Source organism: Clostridium sp. 'White wine YQ', from assembly GCF_028728205.1.
GTDB lineage: Bacteria > Bacillota > Clostridia > Clostridiales > Clostridiaceae > Clostridium_T.
In genome coordinates this window covers 1,130,911-1,150,346 of sequence record NZ_JAQYUU010000001.1, presented here as the reverse complement: position 1 = coordinate 1,150,346, position 19,436 = coordinate 1,130,911, and the positions used below count along the sequence as shown (strand labels likewise).

21 protein-coding genes are annotated in these 19,436 nt (G+C 30.1%); 2 read left to right on the top strand and 19 right to left on the bottom strand.

Annotated elements, in window-relative coordinates; all coding sequences use genetic code 11:
- Window positions 1–70 precede the first annotated feature (70 nt).
- Complete coding sequence (locus PTZ02_RS05800; protein WP_274226870.1) at window positions 71–436, top strand: YraN family protein; 366 nt, start codon at window positions 71–73, stop codon at window positions 434–436.
- Between the two features lie 37 nt (window positions 437–473).
- Here the strand turns inward: PTZ02_RS05800 and PTZ02_RS05795 are convergent, their stop codons facing one another.
- The 19 genes from PTZ02_RS05795 to pta form a co-directional block, all read right to left on the bottom strand.
- Window positions 474–1,286, bottom strand: a complete 813-nt coding sequence (locus tag PTZ02_RS05795; RefSeq protein WP_274226869.1) for a ribonuclease HII — start codon at window positions 1,284–1,286, stop codon at window positions 474–476.
- A gap of 11 nt (window positions 1,287–1,297) precedes the next feature.
- The gene (gene ylqF, locus PTZ02_RS05790; protein WP_274226868.1) at window positions 1,298–2,143 is read right to left on the bottom strand and encodes a ribosome biogenesis GTPase YlqF; all 846 of its coding nucleotides are present in this window, start codon (window positions 2,141–2,143) and stop codon (window positions 1,298–1,300) included.
- Between the two features lie 75 nt (window positions 2,144–2,218).
- Window positions 2,219–2,566 carry a 50S ribosomal protein L19 gene (gene rplS / locus PTZ02_RS05785; RefSeq protein WP_274226867.1) on the bottom strand — a complete coding sequence of 116 codons (348 nt, stop codon included), beginning with the start codon at window positions 2,564–2,566 and terminating at the stop codon, window positions 2,219–2,221.
- Between the two features lie 124 nt (window positions 2,567–2,690).
- Entirely contained in the window at window positions 2,691–3,401 is a 711-nt protein-coding gene (gene trmD / locus PTZ02_RS05780; RefSeq protein WP_274226866.1) for a tRNA (guanosine(37)-N1)-methyltransferase TrmD, read from the bottom strand.
- Window positions 3,391–3,888: a ribosome maturation factor RimM gene (rimM, locus tag PTZ02_RS05775; RefSeq protein ID WP_274226865.1), complete on the bottom strand. Its 498-nt coding sequence runs from the start codon at window positions 3,886–3,888 to the stop codon at window positions 3,391–3,393. Before rimM ends, trmD begins: the two co-directional genes overlap by 11 nt.
- Before the next feature lie 170 nt (window positions 3,889–4,058).
- On the bottom strand, window positions 4,059–4,286 hold the full coding sequence (locus PTZ02_RS05770; RefSeq protein WP_202766238.1) for a KH domain-containing protein: 228 nt from the start codon (window positions 4,284–4,286) through the stop codon (window positions 4,059–4,061).
- A 45-nt stretch (window positions 4,287–4,331) separates the two neighbouring features.
- Window positions 4,332–4,580: a 30S ribosomal protein S16 gene (gene rpsP / locus PTZ02_RS05765; protein ID WP_202766237.1), complete on the bottom strand. Its 249-nt coding sequence runs from the start codon at window positions 4,578–4,580 to the stop codon at window positions 4,332–4,334.
- Between the two features lie 43 nt (window positions 4,581–4,623).
- On the bottom strand, window positions 4,624–5,973 hold the full coding sequence (gene ffh / locus PTZ02_RS05760) for a signal recognition particle protein (protein WP_274226864.1): 1,350 nt from the start codon (window positions 5,971–5,973) through the stop codon (window positions 4,624–4,626).
- A 10-nt stretch (window positions 5,974–5,983) separates the two neighbouring features.
- Entirely contained in the window at window positions 5,984–6,322 is a 339-nt protein-coding gene (locus PTZ02_RS05755; protein ID WP_274226863.1) for a putative DNA-binding protein, read from the bottom strand.
- A 149-nt stretch (window positions 6,323–6,471) separates the two neighbouring features.
- Window positions 6,472–7,380, bottom strand: coding sequence for a signal recognition particle-docking protein FtsY (gene ftsY / locus PTZ02_RS05750; RefSeq protein ID WP_274226862.1), 909 nt, complete (start codon window positions 7,378–7,380; stop codon window positions 6,472–6,474).
- Between the two features lie 14 nt (window positions 7,381–7,394).
- Window positions 7,395–10,952: a chromosome segregation protein SMC gene (smc, locus tag PTZ02_RS05745; protein ID WP_274226861.1), complete on the bottom strand. Its 3,558-nt coding sequence runs from the start codon at window positions 10,950–10,952 to the stop codon at window positions 7,395–7,397.
- 429 nt (window positions 10,953–11,381) lie between these two features.
- Window positions 11,382–12,425 carry an elongator complex protein 3 gene (locus tag PTZ02_RS05740; RefSeq protein ID WP_274226860.1) on the bottom strand — a complete coding sequence of 348 codons (1,044 nt, stop codon included), beginning with the start codon at window positions 12,423–12,425 and terminating at the stop codon, window positions 11,382–11,384.
- The gene (gene rnc, locus PTZ02_RS05735; protein WP_274226859.1) at window positions 12,418–13,107 is read right to left on the bottom strand and encodes a ribonuclease III; all 690 of its coding nucleotides are present in this window, start codon (window positions 13,105–13,107) and stop codon (window positions 12,418–12,420) included. The genes PTZ02_RS05740 and rnc overlap by 8 nt, the downstream gene beginning before the upstream one ends.
- A 283-nt stretch (window positions 13,108–13,390) precedes the next feature.
- Window positions 13,391–13,621 (bottom strand): acyl carrier protein, encoded by a 231-nt coding sequence (acpP, locus tag PTZ02_RS05730; protein WP_202766230.1) that lies wholly within the window; start codon window positions 13,619–13,621, stop codon window positions 13,391–13,393.
- 103 nt (window positions 13,622–13,724) lie between these two features.
- Window positions 13,725–14,723, bottom strand: coding sequence for a phosphate acyltransferase PlsX (gene plsX, locus PTZ02_RS05725; RefSeq protein WP_274226858.1), 999 nt, complete (start codon window positions 14,721–14,723; stop codon window positions 13,725–13,727).
- 164 nt (window positions 14,724–14,887) lie between these two features.
- Window positions 14,888–15,070, bottom strand: a complete 183-nt coding sequence (gene rpmF / locus PTZ02_RS05720) for a 50S ribosomal protein L32 (RefSeq protein WP_202766228.1) — start codon at window positions 15,068–15,070, stop codon at window positions 14,888–14,890.
- 12 nt (window positions 15,071–15,082) lie between these two features.
- Window positions 15,083–15,580 carry a YceD family protein gene (locus PTZ02_RS05715; RefSeq protein WP_274226857.1) on the bottom strand — a complete coding sequence of 166 codons (498 nt, stop codon included), beginning with the start codon at window positions 15,578–15,580 and terminating at the stop codon, window positions 15,083–15,085.
- A 163-nt stretch (window positions 15,581–15,743) separates the two neighbouring features.
- Complete coding sequence (locus PTZ02_RS05710) at window positions 15,744–16,934, bottom strand: acetate/propionate family kinase (protein WP_274226856.1); 1,191 nt, start codon at window positions 16,932–16,934, stop codon at window positions 15,744–15,746.
- A gap of 22 nt (window positions 16,935–16,956) precedes the next feature.
- A complete protein-coding gene (gene pta / locus PTZ02_RS05705; RefSeq protein WP_274226855.1) occupies window positions 16,957–17,958 on the bottom strand; it encodes a phosphate acetyltransferase in 1,002 nt (333 codons plus the stop codon).
- A gap of 205 nt (window positions 17,959–18,163) precedes the next feature.
- Between pta and PTZ02_RS05700 the strand changes: the two genes are divergently transcribed.
- Entirely contained in the window at window positions 18,164–19,396 is a 1,233-nt protein-coding gene (locus tag PTZ02_RS05700; RefSeq protein ID WP_274226854.1) for a nucleotidyltransferase, read from the top strand.
- Window positions 19,397–19,436: the final 40 nt, after the last annotated feature.

Genomic DNA, 19,436 nt, shown 5'->3' with positions numbered 1-19,436 from the left:
ATTGACAAAAATATTGATATCATTACGAAATTTTTAAAAATTGTCAATAATATTATTTGAGGTGATTTAAGTGATAAATAAGAAAAGTATAGGTAATTATGGAGAAAATTATGCATGTGAATATATAAAAAATAAAGGATATACTATTTTAAAGAAAAATTATTTTTCTAGAAATGGAGAAATAGATATTATTGCATTGAAAGAGGATGTTTTAATTTTTATTGAGGTTAAAACAAGGTGTTTTTCAAATTATGGATTAGGAGAAGAGTCAGTGAATTACTTTAAGAAAGTAAAATGTATAAAAACTGCAAAATATTACATACATAAAAATAATTTATATCATTTAAATGTAAGATTTGACGTAATAACAATAACTTTAGATATAGATAAAAATAAAAAAAGCATCCAATATTACGAGGATGCCTTTAGCTTATAGGGTTTTTTGTTTCCTATAATAAACCCTATATAATTAATTACAATATATTTTTCAAGAAACTTAATCTATGTATTTCGCATGGACCATGCTTTTTAATGGCTTCTACATGCTTAACTGTGCCATAACCAGCATTCTCATTAAAATAATACATAGGATATTTATTATGATATTCTTCCATAAGATTATCTCTGAATACTTTAGCGACAATTGAAGCACAGGCAATTGATGCACTCTTTGTATCACCTTTTACAACGCCAGTATTTTTTATATCAATACCTCTTATTGGATAACCGTCAGATAAAATAAATTCAGGCTTATATTTTAAGCCCCTGCAAGCTTCTATGAACACTTTATTGTTGCAAACTCCAATGCCTTTTTCATCAATCTCCAAATTGTCACACATGGCAATTGAGTAAGAAAGAGCTTTTTCTTTAATGATTTCACTTAATTCTTCTCTTTTTTCTTTAGATAAAGCCTTAGAATCTTTAATTCCAAGTATAATATCAGAGATATCTACATTTAAATCTAAAACTACAGCACAAGAAACAATAGGTCCAGCAAGTGGTCCTCTACCTACTTCATCTACTCCAGCAATGATATTATAATTTCCGTGACTTTTGTCAAAAGCGTATAATTTAGATACACGAGCTTGTTCTTGCTTATATTTATCAATATCTCTTAAGAACTTTTTACCTAAATCATTAAAATTCTTTCTGCTATCATTTAGCAGTAATTCAATAAATTCAGCAAACTTATCATCTAATAGAATTTCTTTAATTGAAATATCTTTCACAATTTCTTTTATATCTTTAAATGAATATTCACCTATAGTTTTATTTAATATAAACATATTAGTTTCTCCTAATCAGGAATCTCTAGCGTAATATTCCCTATCTTTCCGCCTCTAAATTCATCTAATAAAATAACAGCAATTCTATTATAATTGATTTCTCCGCCAGAAACTATACATCCTCTTTTTTTAGCAATTAAATCTAGAGTTTCTAAAGGCGTTTCTCCTAGGTTTTCTATTTTATATCTAGCTTTTAAGTTTTCGGAATAATGAATTTGAAGTCTTTCAACAAGTTTTAGAGCTAATTCCTCAATATCCATTATTTCATCTTTAATGGCACCAGTAAAAGCTAAGTTTAATGCAACATCTTCATCTTCGAATTTAGGCCAAAGTACTCCTGGGGTGTCCATAAGTTCAATCCCAATTGAAGTTTTTATCCATTGTTTGCTTTTTGTTACACCTGGTCTATCACCAGTTTTTGCAATATTATTTTTAGCCATTTTATTTATAAAAGTCGATTTTCCTACGTTAGGTATTCCAACAACCATTACTCTTGTAATTATTTTAACCAAACCTTTTCTTCTTTGTCTCTCATGCTTTTCTTTTAATAATTCGTCGAGAGCTGGCTTAATACTTCTAATTCCATCACCCTTTAATGAATTTAATGCGATGGCTTTTACATTTTCGTTTGATAAATAATCTATCCATTTTCTAGTTGTAGCAGTATCTGTTAAATCACTTTTATTCAGAATAATTACTCTTGGTTTGTCTTTGCATAATGCATCTATATCTGGATTTGCAGATGCTTTAGGGATTCTTGCATCACGTATTTCTATAACTGCATCTACAAGTTTTAAATTCTCTTTTATCTCTCTTTTTGTTTTAACCATGTGTCCAGGAAACCAGTTAATAGCCATATAATCACTCCTCTACACTTTATATAATATTTTATAAATAAAAAAGGGACTTATAAAGCCCCATTTCTATTTGAATTATTTTATTAATTCTTTTACTTTAGCTGCCTTACCAACTCTATCTCTTAAGTAGTAAAGTTTAGCTCTTCTTACCTTACCGTATCTTACAACTTCGATTTTATCGATAATTGGGGAGTTTATAGGGAAAGTTCTTTCAACTCCAGTACCGTAAGCTACTCTTCTAACAGTGAAAGTTTCTCTAGCTCCACCGTTTTGTTTCTTAATAACAGTTCCTTCGAAAACTTGAACTCTTTCTCTGTTTCCTTCTTTGATTTTAACGTGAACTTTAATAGTATCACCTATACCAAAGTTTGGAAGATCGCTTCTTAATTGTTCTTGTTCTATAGCTCTTATAATTTCGTTCATGTGCATTCCCTCCTAAATATTAATGTGACGTTCTTAACAATAGTGTTTGTCAGAGGACCGCCCGTACTAGCACAACGATTATTTTACCATAAAGAGTATATTCATGCAACATAAATTTATAATGCTACTCTTTTTTTAGCAGCTTAATATCCTCTATTGTTAAAGTAATTTTTTTAAATAGATCAGGACGTCTTTTTTTAGTTATATCTAAAGACATTTTTCTTCTCCATTTTCGTATATTTTCATGATGTCCAGATAAAAGAACTTCAGGAACCTTCTCATCTTCAAAGGTTTCTGGTCTAGTGTATTGAGGATATTCAAGGAGACCTTCATAAAAGGATTCCTCTTGAAAGCTTTCTTCTTTTCCTAGCACTCCAGGAATTAATCTTGCAATGCTATCAACTATAGGAATGCAAGCCATTTCGCCTCCAGTTAATACAAAATCACCTAGGGAAATCTCCATATCAAAGTATTTATATGCTCTTTCATCGACTCCTTCATAATGACCACATACAAAAGTCAAGTTATCTTCTTTTGATAATTCCTTAGCTAGTGATTGAGTAAAGGTTTTTCCTCTTGGTCCAAGAAATATTACTTTACCATCATTAGTTTCTTTTAATTTCTTTATAGCTGAAACAACAGGTTGCGCACTCATTACCATTCCAGCTCCACCACCATATGGATAATCATCAACCTTTTTATGTTTATTTTCAGTAAAATCTCTTATATTAATTGCTTCTATTGAAAGTATATTATTTTCTTTAGCTCTTCCAATTATAGAATGATCAAAGATATTAAACATTTCAGGGAAGAGAGTTAAAATGCTAATCTTCATCTTGCCATTCACCTACAGGTTTTATAACTATCTTTGACTCTTCTATATTTATATCTAATACTATTTCCTTCAACACAGGTATTAATACTTCTTTAGGTTCTTTAATCCAGTAAACATCATTACTGCCTGTTTTAATTACATCATATATCTTCCCTATTAAAGCATCATTAGTATCATATACATTACAACCAATTAAATCAGCAATAAAATATGTATCTTCTGGTAGCTTAACAGCATCTTTTCTTGGAACCTTAAGATATTTAGTTTTAAGCTTTAATGCAGCATTCATATCTTCTACGCCTTCAAGTTTTAATATCACTCTATCTTTTTGAAATTTGCAGGACTCAATCTTATACTCTATATCACCAATAAGTATAGATTTAAGCTTTTTAAATCTCATAACATCATCAGTTAAAGGAAACACCTTAACTTCTCCTTTAATACCGTGTGAATTTACAATTTGACCTATATTAAAAAATTCTTTCAAAATTATCACTCCTTATATTAAAAAATTCCTAAGTTATATTAAAGCATAAAAACTAAACTTTGTATACTAATCTTAGGAATTATAAGGTTTTTTTATAAAAATCCTCATTATTCAAACATTATAAATTTCAAAAGCGTAAAATAAAAGAGCTAGGCACAAACCTAACTCTCTTAGATAATCTCTACAACTACACGCTTATTTTCTTTGATTGCTGCAGCTTTTACTACTGTTCTTATTGCTTTTGCTATTCGTCCTTGCTTACCTATTACTTTACCCATGTCTTCTGGGGCAACCTTAAGTTCAAGGATAAGGGATTGCTCACCAGCAACCGCCTTAACTTCAACAGCATCTGGATTGTCAACTAAAGACTTGGCGATAATTTCAACTAAATCTTTCATAGTAACTGTTAAGAAAACTCCCTTAACAGATTCACCTCCCAGATATTACTTATTGATTCCTGCTTTAACAAATAACTTTTTAACTATATCAGTTGGTTGTGCACCATTTCCTAACCATTTAGCTGCTTTTTCAGAATCTATTTTGATTTCTGCATCTGGTTGAGCAACTGGGTTGTAGTATCCAATTTCTTCGATGAATCTTCCATCTCTTGGACTTCTTGAATCTGCAACAACAACTCTATAGAAAGGAGCTTTTTTAGCACCCATTCTTCTTAATCTGATTTTTACTGCCATTAATTTCACCTCCTTTAAGGGATTAAATACTAATATATATTATCTAAAAAGGAAGTTTTCCAAACAAGCCTTTTTTAGAGTTTTTAGTCAATGATTTCATTTGCTTCATTTGTTTTCTAGCGGCTTCAAAGCCTTTTAACAACTTATTTATTTCTTGTATACTTGTTCCAGAACCGTGAGCTATTCTCTTTTTTCTTGAAGAAGAACCTGAAACTAACTGAGGATTTCTTCTTTCTTTTTGAGTCATTGATTGAATAATAGCTTTTGTTCTTCCCATTTGTTTTTCACCAGCTGCAAAGTCAACTCCTTGAAGTTGTTTCGCATTAATTCCTGGCATCATTTCAAGTATTTTATTTATTGGTCCTAATTTATTCATCTGCTCCATAGCAGTTAAGTAATCTTCAAAGTTAAAATCTGAACCAAATACTTTTTTTGCTAAATCTTCTGCTTCCTTTTCATCTATAGATGCTTGAGCTTTCTCTATTAGTGAAAGAACATCTCCCATTCCAAGTATTCTTGATGCCATTCTATCAGGATGGAAAACTTCAAGATCATTCATCTTTTCTCCCATACCTACAAATTTTATTGGCTTTTCAGTAATACTACGAATAGATAATGCAGCACCACCTCTTGTGTCACCATCAAGTTTTGTAAGGATAACACCTGTTATATCTAGAGTGTTATTAAAGCTTTCAGCCACATTTACTGCATCTTGACCAGTCATGGAATCAACAACTAATAGAATATCATTTGGGTTAACCCCTGCTTTAATGTTCTTTAATTCATCCATTAATGCTTCATCAATATGAAGTCTACCAGCTGTATCTATGATTACAACATTATGTCCATCTTCCTTTGCCTTAGCTATACCAGCTTTAGCTATATCAACTGGACTGATTTTATCTCCCATAGTAAATACAGGAATATCAATACCTTTTCCTACAACTTCTAATTGTTTAATAGCTGCAGGTCTATAAACGTCACATGCTACTAATAAAGGTTTCTTATTTTTCTTTCTTAAGGAAAGAGCTAACTTACCACACATGGTAGTTTTACCTGCACCTTGAAGTCCTACTAACATTATTACTGTAAGTCCTGAATCTGAAGTATTTAGTTTACTTTCCGATTTACCCATAAGTTCAGTTAGTTCTTCGTTAACTACTTTAATAACTTGTTGTCCAGGAGTTAAGCTTCCTAAAACATCTTCTCCTACACATTTTGCACTTACGTTTGAAACAAAGCTTTTAACAACTTTGTAGTTAACATCTGCTTCTAAAAGGGCTAGTTTAACTTCCCTCATGGCTTCTTTTATATCTTTTTCAGTTAACTTTCCTTTACCTCTAAGTTTCTTAAAGGCATCTTGTAATTTTTCTGATAAACTTTCGAAAGCCATGTAAATCCTCCTAAGAATTATTTATATCCTCAAATAATTTTTTTATATAATTAATTGCTTCGTCAGAAAGCTTAAAGCGATCTTCTATGTCTTCTATTGCAATTTTATATTTCTCTTCTCTAATATTATATTTACTTAAAAGCGAAAGCTTTTCTTCATAGTTTAATAATAATTTATAACACCTTTTAGTTAGATCATGAATTGCCTGCCTTGAAGTATTATTAATTTCAGCAATTTCTCCTAACGAAAGATCTTCATTATAGTATAACTCCATAATAGTTTTTTGCTTTGGAGTTAATAAATTGCCGTAAAAGTCTAACAAAAGTGATATTTCAAATCTATCTTCCATATCATCACCCGACCACGAATATTATAATATCAGAATATAAAAATAGTGTCAAGTATTTTTACTTAACACTATAGGGGTTTTTATAGTAAACTTAATTTATTCTTACACGAATAAGTTATTAGTTGAACTTAAAACCCCTTTATCATATTTTAGAATAGAGCTTCTACAAAATCCTCAGCATTAAATTCTTGCAGGTCATCTATACCTTCACCTACTCCGATATATCTAACCGGTAAATTAAGATTTTGTTTTATTGAAATTACTACTCCGCCTTTTGCAGTACCATCTAACTTAGTTAAGATTATACCGTCAATAGGACAAGCTTCCATAAACTGTTTTGCTTGAACTACAGCATTTTGCCCTGTTGTAGCATCCAAAACTAAAAGTGTTTCTCTTGCTACTCCATCCATTTCCCTATCAATTACTCTATTAATTTTAGCTAATTCATCCATAAGATTTTTCTTATTATGAAGTCTACCAGCAGTATCTATTAAAAGTCTAGTAACTCCTCTAGATTTTGATGCTTGAAGTGCATCAAAAACTACAGCTGCAGGATCAGAACCTTCTTGATGTCTAACTATATCTACACCAGCTCTATTGCTCCAAATTTCTAATTGGTCAATTGCTGCAGCTCTAAAAGTATCACCCGCAGCCATTAATACCTTATGCCCTTCTGATTTGAATTTCGCAGAAAGTTTTCCGATTGATGTAGTTTTACCAACTCCGTTAACACCAATTATTAATATGATTTTTTTCTCAGGTTCTGTTTTTTCAGGTGCACCTTCCAAAAGAATTTCCTTTATGACATCTTTTAACGTTGGCCATACCATAGCTGGATCTGAAATTTTTTCTTTTCTTATTTTCGCTCTTAATCTTTCAATTATATTTAAAGTCGTATCCATTCCAATATCAGATGTAATAAGAATCTCTTCTAATTCCTCGTATAAATCTTCATCTATTGCTACTGCTAATTTTAATGCCTCATTGATTTTATCTGTTAAGTTATCTCTAGTTTTTGATAATCCACTTTTTAATTTATCAAAAAATCCTCCAAACATATTAAGACCTCCTACTAATTTTCTAAATTAACTGAAACTACTTTTGATACTCCCTTTTCTTCCATTGTTACTCCATACATAATGTCAGATGCTTCCATTGTTCCTTTTCTATGAGTAATAACTATAAACTGAATATTGCTTGAGAATTTTTTCAAAAATTCTGCATACCTATAAACATTTGCATCATCTAATGCTGCTTCAATTTCGTCCAAGATGCAGAATGGTGTAGGCTTCATCTTTAAAATAGCAAATAATAATGCTATTGCAGACATAACCTTCTCTCCACCAGACATTAGATTTATGTTTTGAACTTTCTTACCGGGTGGTTGAACATTGATATCTATATTGGCAGTAAGTTCATCACCTTCCCCTAATATAAGTTCAGCGCTACCACCTTTAAATAATTCTTTAAATGTTTCACTAAAATATAAGTTTAAAATTTTAAAATTATCTTTAAATAATTCCTTCATCTTATAAGTCATATCATCGATAACATCTAATAAATCTTTTTTTGCATTTTCTAAATCATCTTTTTGAGAATTCATAAAAGTAAATTTTTCTTTAACTTCTTTATACTCTTCTATAGAACTAACATTAACAACTCCAAGAGAATTTATATCTCTCTTAAATTTATTAATTTCATCTTTATGAGCATTTAAATTTTCTATTTCTGATGCAAGGTCAACAGCCTCTGCATAAGTTAAGTTTAAATCTTCATTTAACTTAGTGTAATAGCTATCCTTCTCAATGTCAAATTTAGCTTTTCCCATTTCTTTCTTATGATATTCATCTTCATTCTTTTCTAGCAGCTTAACTAAAGTTTCCTGTTCACTTTCAATAGTATTAATCTTTTCTTTAAGAGAAGCTTTAAGTGCTTCTGTTTCTTTCCACTTTTCATCAAATGCATTAATATGTAAAGTTAATTCTTCTATTCGTTTTTTATTAGAAACAATTTTTTCATTAAATAGTATTTTAGATTCATTCCCATTTTTAACATAGTCAGCTAAATCCTGAATCTTAGCCATAGCTTCATTATATTCAGATTCAAGTCTTTGTTTCTCAGATGATCTATTAGAAATAACCTCTTCAATAGTTGCTTTCTTTATTTTAAAGTCAGTTGTTTTATCTCTTTTTTCAATAACAACTGCGTTTAAATCTTTGATTTTTTCTTCTATCTCTTTAATTAAATCCTTGTTCTTAAATGTTGAAGATTTTGAGTCATTGATTAACTTCTCAATTGAGTCCATTTTGTTTTTTAGCTCAACTGTTCTATTTTCAATTTCTTTCTTTTGGTTTGCTGCTGTTACAAGGAAATCGTTAATCTTAAGCCATTCATTTTGGATGTTCTTAATTTCACCTTGAAGCTTGGCTATTTCTATGTTATTAAAATGAATTTCATCTCTCTTATTAAGATTATCTTCATCATATTTCATAGCTTTTTCTTTTATTTCAGAAATTTCTTTCTTTAATACTTCGGCTCTCTCCTCAAGAGAAGTTATCTTTTCCTTTAATTCTTCTAGTTCTCTTTTTCTACTTATTATTGAACTATTTTTTCCACCATAGTTACCACCAGTTAGAGCTCCACCTGGATTAACAACCTCACCAGTTAAAGTTACAATTCTATAAGAGTAATTTCCTATCTTGGCAACCTTTAAAGCTGATTCCATAGTTTCAACAATTAAAGTCCTTCCAAGAGAATATTGAATTGCACTTTCATATTTATTGTCATATTTAACTAAATCAGAAGCTATTCCAATATATCCTGGTATATCTTTTATTCTATTATCTATATTGATTTTTTTACCTTGAATTATAGTTAAAGGCAAGAATGTAGCTCTACCTAACTTATTGGATTTTAAATAATCTATAAGATTCTTAGCAGTATTTTCATCTTCAGTAATAATATTAGAAATACCTGCACCTAATGCAATTTCTATAGCGACTTCATACTTCTTTGGAACTTGAATTGTTTCTCCTAGAATTGTTACTTTAGAATTTAAATTTCCTACAAAACCTTTTGACATATGTTCCATAAGAACCTTTGTAGATTTATTATATCCTTCAAAATGTTTCTCTAAGTTATTTATCATCTTAAAGGTTGCATCTGATCGTGTAAGCTCACTATTTACATCTCTAAATTCTTGCTCTTTTTTTACAATTTCAGCTTGAATTCTTGATATCTCTTTTTTATTTAATCTTATCTTTTCTTCAAGTTCTAAGATAGATTTTTTATGTTCTTCTAGCTTTTCATCTAGTAATATCTTAGTATTTGCATTTATAGTTGAAGAGTTTTTAAGATTAACGCTATTTTCTTCAATTTCAAGTAAATTTGTACTTAAAGATTCTAGGGTATTTTCTATAATTTTTTTCTCATTTTCTAATTCTGCTATTCTTTTATATTCTTCTATTTCAGATAACTTTAGTTTTCCAACTTTGTCCTCATTTTCTGTAATTTCATCAGTTATTATATTTGCATCTTTTTCTAGTTCATAAATGTTAAATTGCAAATCTAATAATTCTTGCTTTTTAGATTCCACTTCTAATGCAAGCTTATCTTGTAAGTTAATAAGATTTTCTATTTTATCTGTTATGATAGTCTTTTCTTTATTATTATTTCTTACCTGTTCATCAATATTGGCAATTCTCTCAACTAGTAAGTTTATTTCAGCATTTAATTCTGTAATATTTTCTTTACTTTTATAGTATTCAATTCTTTCTTCAGTAGTTTTGCCTTCAAGTACTTCAATTTCATTTTGATGTTCAGAAAGTTTAGATTTAGCTTTACTAATCTCTTCTCTTAAAGAATTACTTTTATTTTTAACCTCAATAAGCTCGGAATTATACGTTTTAATGCTATGTTCAACACTTTTTATATGATAAACTAAAAGATCAATTTCCCTTGATTTTAACTCATTTGATAGTTCTAAGAATTTTGCAGCCTTTTCACTATCAATTCGTAAAGGTTCAATTCTTTCTTCATAGGTAGATAGAATATCATTAATTCTAACTAAATTTTCTTCAGTATTTGAAAGTTTCTTTTCAGCTTCATCTTTTCGAGATTTATATTTTACTATACCAGCTGCTTCTTCTAATAATGCTCTTCTTTCTTCCGCTTTACCGCTTAAGATAGCATCAATTTTACCTTGTCCAATAAGAGAATATCCTTCTTTACCTATACCAGTATCCATAAATAATTGTGTTATATCTTTTAACCTACATACAGAATTATTTATTAAATACTCGCTTTCGCCAGATCTATAGATTCTTCTGGTTACTGTTACATCAGAAAAATCTATTCCAAGCTCCTTGTCAGAATTATCTAAAGTTAGAGATACTTGTGCTAGTCCAACAGGTTTTCTAAATTGTGTGCCGGCAAAAATAACATCCTCCATCTTTCCGCCTCTTAAGGTTTTTACACTTTGTTCACCTAAAACCCATCTTACTGAATCGGATATATTACTTTTACCACTACCATTAGGACCAACAACTGCAGTTACCCCTTTCTTAAATTTTAATTCAGTTTTATCTGCAAAAGATTTAAATCCTCTTATTTCTAGAGATTTTAAAAACATGTTGACACTCCTATCTTGTTAAGAAATTTGGAAGTAAACTAAGTATAAATGTTAAAAGCATAAAAATTATTAATATATATTTGACCTTATCTCTTGTCTGCTTTTTCATTTTCTCACTCCTATTCTTTAATAAGTTTAAAATAATATTGGTAAAAAGTAAATAATTTCAATAAAAAATCGTCATTGTAGTTGAACTTAAACCTCTAAAGTATACCTTACATAATAATTCAAACAAGTAATGTTATACTATACCTTAAAAAATCATAAGTTCCTAAAGAGTAAAAAAAGTCGTGTAAAATGCCCTTAATTTATTATTTCTAGTTTACTAAGGCTATTTTACACAACTAAAGGGTTTTAAATTCAACTAATAAATTATTCCTGTAAGAATAAATTAAGTTTCCAATAAAACCCTATACTATGTATTAAAGTTTATAAAATAATTTTAAATTCATTTGCATCCCATTTTATAATTATTGAATGTCTATCTAAAGCTGAATCTTGAACTACATTAATATTCTTGTCTTTTAATTTTGATTTTAATTCATTAAAATATCTCTTTTTATCAGCATATAACTTAGATAAATTTTTAGGGTTTATTAGTATATCAAAAGCGTTCGAACTAATTTGTTCTTTTGCAATTGCCAGTAAGCTTTCTTTTAATATACTTGCTTCAACTAATTCCCTAAAAGCTGGGTGAAATGGACCTGCAATTATATCTTTTCCTAAAGTAATATTTTCTGTAGGCTGAAGTCCTATTCTAATTACCTTAACACCACTGCTTTTATATTCTTTAAAAACAATCTTTGAAGCTTCTACAGCTTCGTCTAATGTATATGGTATAAAGGTTCCTCTTTTATACATTATTTCCATTGGAGTATCTTTTATTACTAAGGCAGGATATATTCTTGCAATATCCGGTTTCATCTCAATAGAATCTCTTACACTTTGAATATCTCTATCTAAAGTATCTCCAGGAAGTCCAATCATCAATTGGTGACCTAATGTAAACCCATAATTCTTAATTAAACGTGATGCATTTTCAACATCTTCTTTTGAATGTCCTCTCCCAGAAAGTTTCAATACATCCTCATTAAGAGACTGTACACCAAGTTCAATAATATCTACTCCATATTCTTTTAAATAGTCAAGTATATGTTCATTTATATAATCGGGACGAGTACTTAATCTAATTTTATCTATCATACCTTTATCTTTATAGTATTTTGCAACCTGAAGCAATTCTTTTTGATTTTCTTCTCTAATTGCAGTAAAAGTTCCTCCGAAAAAAGATACTTCCACTGTTGAGTTATTACTATTTATCGTTTCAAGGTATTCATCTATGGTCTTTATAGCAATTTCTCTAGTAACTCTTTCGCTTTCTCCAGTTATTCTTGACTGATTGCAAAAAACACAATTATGTGGACACCCTTCGTGTGGAACAAATAAAGGAATAATATAGTAGTTCTTACCCATTTCTTTCCTCCAAGTTTTCTAAAGCCTTTCTTGCTGCATTTTGTTCTGCTTCTTTCTTTGAGTATCCTTCACCTGAACCAAAGTTTTCATTATTTATAAATACATCTATAAAGAATTTTCTTCTGTGTGGTGGACCTTCAAATTTAATTAGATGATAAGAAATTTCCACCTCACCCTTTTTCTGAAGTAGCTCTTGTAATCGTGTTTTAAAGTCTAAAATAATTTCATTCTTAATAGCCTTTTTTATTATTGGATCAAAATTAATTAAAATAAAATTTTTTGCAACTTCTAAACCTTTATCCAAATAGATTGCTGCAATTACAGCTTCTACAGCATCAGCTAAAAGCGAAGCTCTTTCTCGACCACCCGTCAATTCCTCACCTTTGCTCATTCTAATAAATGAAGCTAATTCTAAAGTCTTAGCAATTTGAAAAAGTGAATTTTCACAAACTATTAAGCTTCTTATTTTAGTTAACTCTCCTTCACTTTTATGACTATATTTTTTAAATAAGTACTCAGTTATAGTCAACTGCAATACAGAGTCTCCTAAGAATTCAAGTCTTTCATTATGATCAACATTTTTATATTGGTGAGCAAAAGAAGAATGTGTAAGGGCTGTTCTTAAAAAATTCTCATCAGCGAAAAAAATTTCAATCTTTTTTTCAAAGTTCATTAACTCCATATTATCTCTCCTCGAAGTATATTCTTCAAGTTGTTCATCTAACAAATTCAAGAATACACTAGTTTATAGAATAATCGCAATGCGATTATAAGCCATTGATTTTTTCTCGCGTCTGCCTTTCCGAACTCATGTGAGGAAAATTTGGCAGGCTACTAATTCTACTTTTTACTCATTAGGGAATCTAGTAAATACTTAGACTTAGTCTAAACTTATAATGTTATCCATAACCTTAAACTAATATTAAATCCTAAAGAGTAAAATCCCGCAATTTGCGGGATCTTATTTATTCATCACCCTGTGCTTTAATGTAGTTAACTACATCTCCTACAGTTGTAAACTTCTCAGCATCTTCATCAGGAATTTCCATTTCTAATTCATCTTCTAATGCCATAATTAATTCAACTATATCAAGTGAATCAGCTCCTAAATCTTCTATAAAAGATGATTCCATAGTAATGTCATCAACATTAACACTTAACTTATCTGCTATAATTTCTTTAATTTTCTCAAACATATTTTCACCTCCACTTCCGTCTACTTAGATAATATTATATATATTTTTTGACGTCAATATTCTAAATTAGAATATCCTGTTATTTTAATAATATAAAAGTATTTTACCTATTTATTTTTTCAATTTCTATTTTTATCTTAGATAAAATATCATTTTCATAGAAAATTTTTGCTTGCCTTATTGCGTTTTTGAACGCCTTACCATCAGAACTTCCATGTGCCTTAATACAAATTCCTTGAACTCCCAAAAAAGGTGCACCACCTTCTTCTTTATAATCAAACTTCTTTTGAAGTTTTTTAAATACTGGAAGTAAAAATAAAGCACCAATTTTCCCAAGAGTTGAGGCTTTTATTTCATCTTTAAGCATATTTAATAGTGTTGATGCAACACCTTCATATGTTTTAAGTAATGTGTTACCTACGAATCCATCACAAACTAATACATTAACATCGCCTTTTGGTGCTTCTCTTGGTTCAACATTTCCTACAAAATTAATATCTGTTTCCTTTAATAGTGGATAAGCGGCTTTTGTAAGCTCGTTACCTTTTTCTTCCTCAGTACCTATATTAATTAGTCCAACTGAAGGTTCAGAAACCCCAGTAACACTTTTATAGTATACTTTTCCCATAAGTGCAAACTGTGGTAGATAGTGTGGTTTTGAGTCAACGTTTGCACCAGCATCAATAACCATGAAATTTCCATTCTTTCCTGGCATAATCGGAGCTAGTACAGGTCTTTCAATACCTGCAATTCTTCCAACTATCAATGTACAACCAGCCAAAAAAGCACCCGTGCTTCCAGCTGATATAATACCATCGCATTCGCCTGACTTAACTAGATTTAGTGCTTTTACCATACTAGAATCTTTTTTCTTCCTTAAAGCCATAACTGGATGCTCATTAGGTGAAATTACTTCACTTGCATTAACTACTTTTATTTTTGACTTATCATAAGTGTAATTTTCCAATTCCTTTGTTAGTTTTTCAGCTGGACCAGTAATATAGATCTCAATATCTGAAAAATTCTTTATTGCTTCAACAGCACCCTCAACTACAGCTTTAGGAGCATTGTCTCCGCCCATTCCATCAATAACAAATTTCATAAACCACACCCCATTTTTAAGAATTATAAAATAAATTGCATTGGATTATGTAAACTATAGGGTTTTAAGTTAAGTTCCATATAAAAAACCCTATATAAGGTTGTATAAATGCAATTTATAAAAATTCATTATAAAGTAAAGAAAAGAAAGTCATAAGACTTTCTTTAATTTTCAGAAGCTACAACTTCTTTACCTTTGTAATATCCGCATTTTTTACATACTCTATGAGCAAGCTTCATTTCATGACATTGTGGACATTCAACTATGCCAGGTAAGCTTAGTTTGAAAGTTTGTGCTCTTCTTGAATCTCTTTTAGCTCTGTAAGTTTTTCTAGCTGGATTTCCCATTGCTACACCTCCTTATTCTGTGAAAAAGTTCTTTAAAGCTTCTAATCTAGAATCAACTTCATAAGTTTCACAATTACATGTGCTCTTATTTAGATTGGTTCCACAATTTAAACAAAGCCCTTTACAACTCTCACTGCAAAGTCTCTTAATAGGCAAGGTTGATATAATATCATTTATAACTACTTCAGTGATATCTAAGTTATCACCCTCAATGAAGATTAACTCTTCATCTTCTGCAGTAGATTTATTTGTAAACTTCTCTTCAATAGTTAAATCTATTGGGAATGAAAAGTTTTCTAAACACCTGGAACATGAAGCTTCTAGAACTGTCTTAACATCTAAATGAAGCTCTAATATATCTCCATATGCCTTAACTAATCCACTAACCTTAATGGATTCCAAAGGAGTAATTATTTCTCCTTCAAAATTAAATGGTTCATGAGTAAATTCAAAGCTAATATTCTTAACCTTATCATTTTTACTGAATAAATCTAATAGATTAATAATCATAAATAAGACTCTGGAATTGCTTCCTCACACCCTTAGGGCGCATTATGTAATACATAGCTTGAGTCAAAGCTTCTTTTCACTCTCCTTAGTTAGAAATTAGTCCATAACCACAATTTATTATATAGAGGAGATGATTAAAAGTCAAGGGTACTTGGCAAATATTTTAAAGTAATGCTAAAGTATCCTTTGCAATCATAAGTTCTTCGTTAGTAGGAATTAAGAAAGCTTTAACCTTTGATTCAGGTTTTGTTATCTCAGTTAATTTACCTCTAACCTTATTTGCTGCAGCATCAAATTGAACACCTAAGAAATCTAAACCTTCTAAAATGCTCTCTCTCATTTCTGGTGAGTTTTCACCTACTCCAGCTGTAAATACTATAGCGTCTACGCCACCCATTATAGCAGCATAAGAACCAATATATTGTTTAACTCTATATACAAACATATCAAGCGCTAAGATAGATCTATGCTCATTTCTTTTCCATGCAGCATCTTCTACATCTCTAAAGTCTGAACTTACACCTGAAATTCCTAGTATACCTGACTTCTTATTTAAGATTTCATCTACTTGTTCTGCAGTATACCCTTCTTCTTTGATTAAGTATGTAATTACTGCAGCATCAATATTTCCAGTTCTAGTACCCATTACTAATCCTTCTAATGGAGTAAAGCCCATAGAAGTGTCAACTGATTCGCCGTTTTTAACAGCTGCAACTGATGCACCATTACCTAAATGACAAGTTATGATTTTAAGATCTTTTATATCTTTTCCTAAAGCTTCTGCAGCCTTTAATGATACATATCTATGTGAAGTTCCATGGAATCCGTATTTTCTAATATGTTTTTCTTCATATAATTCATATGGAATTGCATATAAATACGCTTTTTCTGGCATAGTTTGATGGAAAGCTGTATCGAAAACAACAACCATTGGTGTATTTGGCATAAGTGCCTTACAAGCATTTATTCCAATTATATTTGGTGGATTATGAAGTGGTGCTAACTTAGCACAATCTTCTAACTCTTTCATTACTTCGTCAGTAATTAAAACAGATTTAGCATATTTTTCTCCACCATGAACTACTCTATGTCCAACTGCTTGGATTTCGTCCATTGATTTAATAACACCATGAACATCATTTACCAAAGCATCTAAAACAAGCTTAGTCGCATCCTTATGATCTTTCATTGGTGATTCAACAACATATTTTTCACCATTAGCTTTTTGAGTTAGTATTGAACCTTCAATTCCGATTCTTTCAACTAATCCAGTTGCTAATGAGTCTTCAGTTTTCATATCTATTAATTGATATTTTAAAGATGAACTTCCACAGTTAATTACTAATATATTCATTGTATGATCTCTCCTTATGCAATTATTTATTTGTTATTGCTTGAACAGCAGTAAGTGCTACAACATTAACTATATCATCTGAGCTACAACCTCTTGATAAGTCGTTGATAGGTTTAGCAAAACCTTGACATATAGGACCTATTGCTTCTGCATTAGCAAATCTTTGAACTAACTTATAACCAATATTTCCAGCTTGTAAATCTGGGAATACTAGCACATTAGCGTTACCAGCTACTGGACTACTTGGTGCCTTTTGATCAGCAACTTTTCTTACAATAGCAGCATCTAATTGCATTTCACCATCAATTAATAAATCCGGTCTTAATTCTTTAGCCTTCGCAGTTGCAGTTCTTACCTTGTCAACAAGTTCATGATCAGCTGAACCCATAGTTGAGAATGAAAGCATTGCAACCTTTGGATCTATATTACATAATTTTTTTGCTGTATCTGCTGTAGCAATAGCAATAGCTGCTAATTGATCAGCATTTGGATTAGGATTTACAGCACAGTCAGAGAATAAAAGCATACCGCTTTCTCCATATTTAGATCCTGGTACCATCATTATAAAGAAACTTGATACTACTGATACGCCAGGTGCATTTTTAATTATTTGAAGACCTGGTCTTAATAGATCACCAGTAGTGTGAACAGCTCCTGAAACCATTCCATCAGCATCATCCATTTTAACCATCATAGTTCCAAAATAAAGTGGATCTCTAACTATTTTTTCTGCTTTTTCTAACGTCATTCCCTTATTTTTTCTTATTTCATAGAATGCATTAATGTAATCTTGAAGTTTTGCAGAAGTTTCAGGATCTTCAATAGATATTCCATCTAAATTTACCCCTATACTTTCAGCTTTCTCCTTAATTTTACTAACGTTACCAACAAGGATTACATCTGCAAGCCCAAGTTCTTTTATTTTCTGAGCTGCTACGACTGTTCTTTCCTCGTCTCCTTCTGGAAGGACAATTCTTTTTCTATCTGTTTTTGCCATCTCCCATATTTTTTTCATAAGTTCCATGTTCATTTCTCCTTTCAAAGCGTAGATATACTACACCTTATAATATACTCCTATTCATATAATCATTTCAATATTTTAAAGATAAAAAATGCCTAGATTATTATAATTTAATTATTATAAATAATATTAATTTTCTAACAATTCAATATGATTTTGATATTTTATGGAATTATAATGTATAATACCTATTGTAAGAGGTGAAATTATGAAAATTGCTGGAATAATTACTGAATATAATCCCTTTCATTTAGGGCATAAATTACATTTAGAAAAAACAAAAAAATTAACAAATTGTGATGCTGTAGTTTGTTTAATGAGCGGACATTTTGTTCAAAGAGGTGCGCCTGCTATAATTGATAAATGGACTAGAACACAAATGGCCTTGGATAATGGTGTTGACCTTATATTAGAACTTCCAACAGTTTATGCTGTATCTTCGGCAGAATTTTTTGCATCTGGCGCAGTTTCTATCTTAAACTCACTGAATGTTATAGATTCAATTGCTTTTGGAAGTGAATGCGGGGATATAAATTTACTAAAGCAAATATCCTCTATTCTGTCTAATGAAAGCAGCGAATTTAAAGAAGCTATAAAGAAGTTTTTAAACAAGGGCTATCCTGTTGCTGTTTCTAGAAGCAAAGCAATTCTCGAAATTATGCAAAATTCAAATTTATCATATGATGAAGAATATTTAAAAAAGCAGCTAAATTCATCAAACAATATACTAGGTATAGAATATGTAAAAGCACTACTTAGACTTAAAAGCAACATAATACCTTACACCCTTAAAAGGGAAGGTGCTTTATATAATGATAGAGAATTAAATAATGACTTCTCCTCTGCTTCATCAATAAGAAATTACCTTAAAGCAACTAACGATGTTGGTGATTTAAAATCTCATCTTCCAAAGGAAACATATGATATTTTAAGTAAACTTTCTTCAGAAAATTATGATTTTGCCTTTGAAGAAAAAATGTTTTCCTATATTAAATATAAAATACTAACTGATCCAAAATCCTTAAGCTTAATTCCAGACGCATCAGAGGGATTGGATAATAAAATAATAAAAGAGCTTCAGAACTCTAAAAATTTAGATGAATTAATATTAAACTGTAAAAGCAAAAGATATACTTATACTAGAATAAGCCGAATATTAACCCAATTCTTTATAGGACTTGAGAAATATCCTATAAAAGAATTGAGAAAAAAACAGCCTAGTGCTGTAAGAATCCTTGGTTTAAACAAAAAAGGGGCTGAAATACTTAAACTAATAAAAAAAGAAAGTTCAATTGAATTTATAAATAAACCAAAAAAACCTTTTAATGATATCTATACATTAGATATTCAAGCTTCAAAAGCTTATAGTCTACTTTGCAATAATATAAAAACGGACAACGAGTTTAAGCAGTCACCACTAATTAAAATGGATGAAGTATAAAAAATTAAGGACTAATTAGAATATTCCTATTAAATATTCT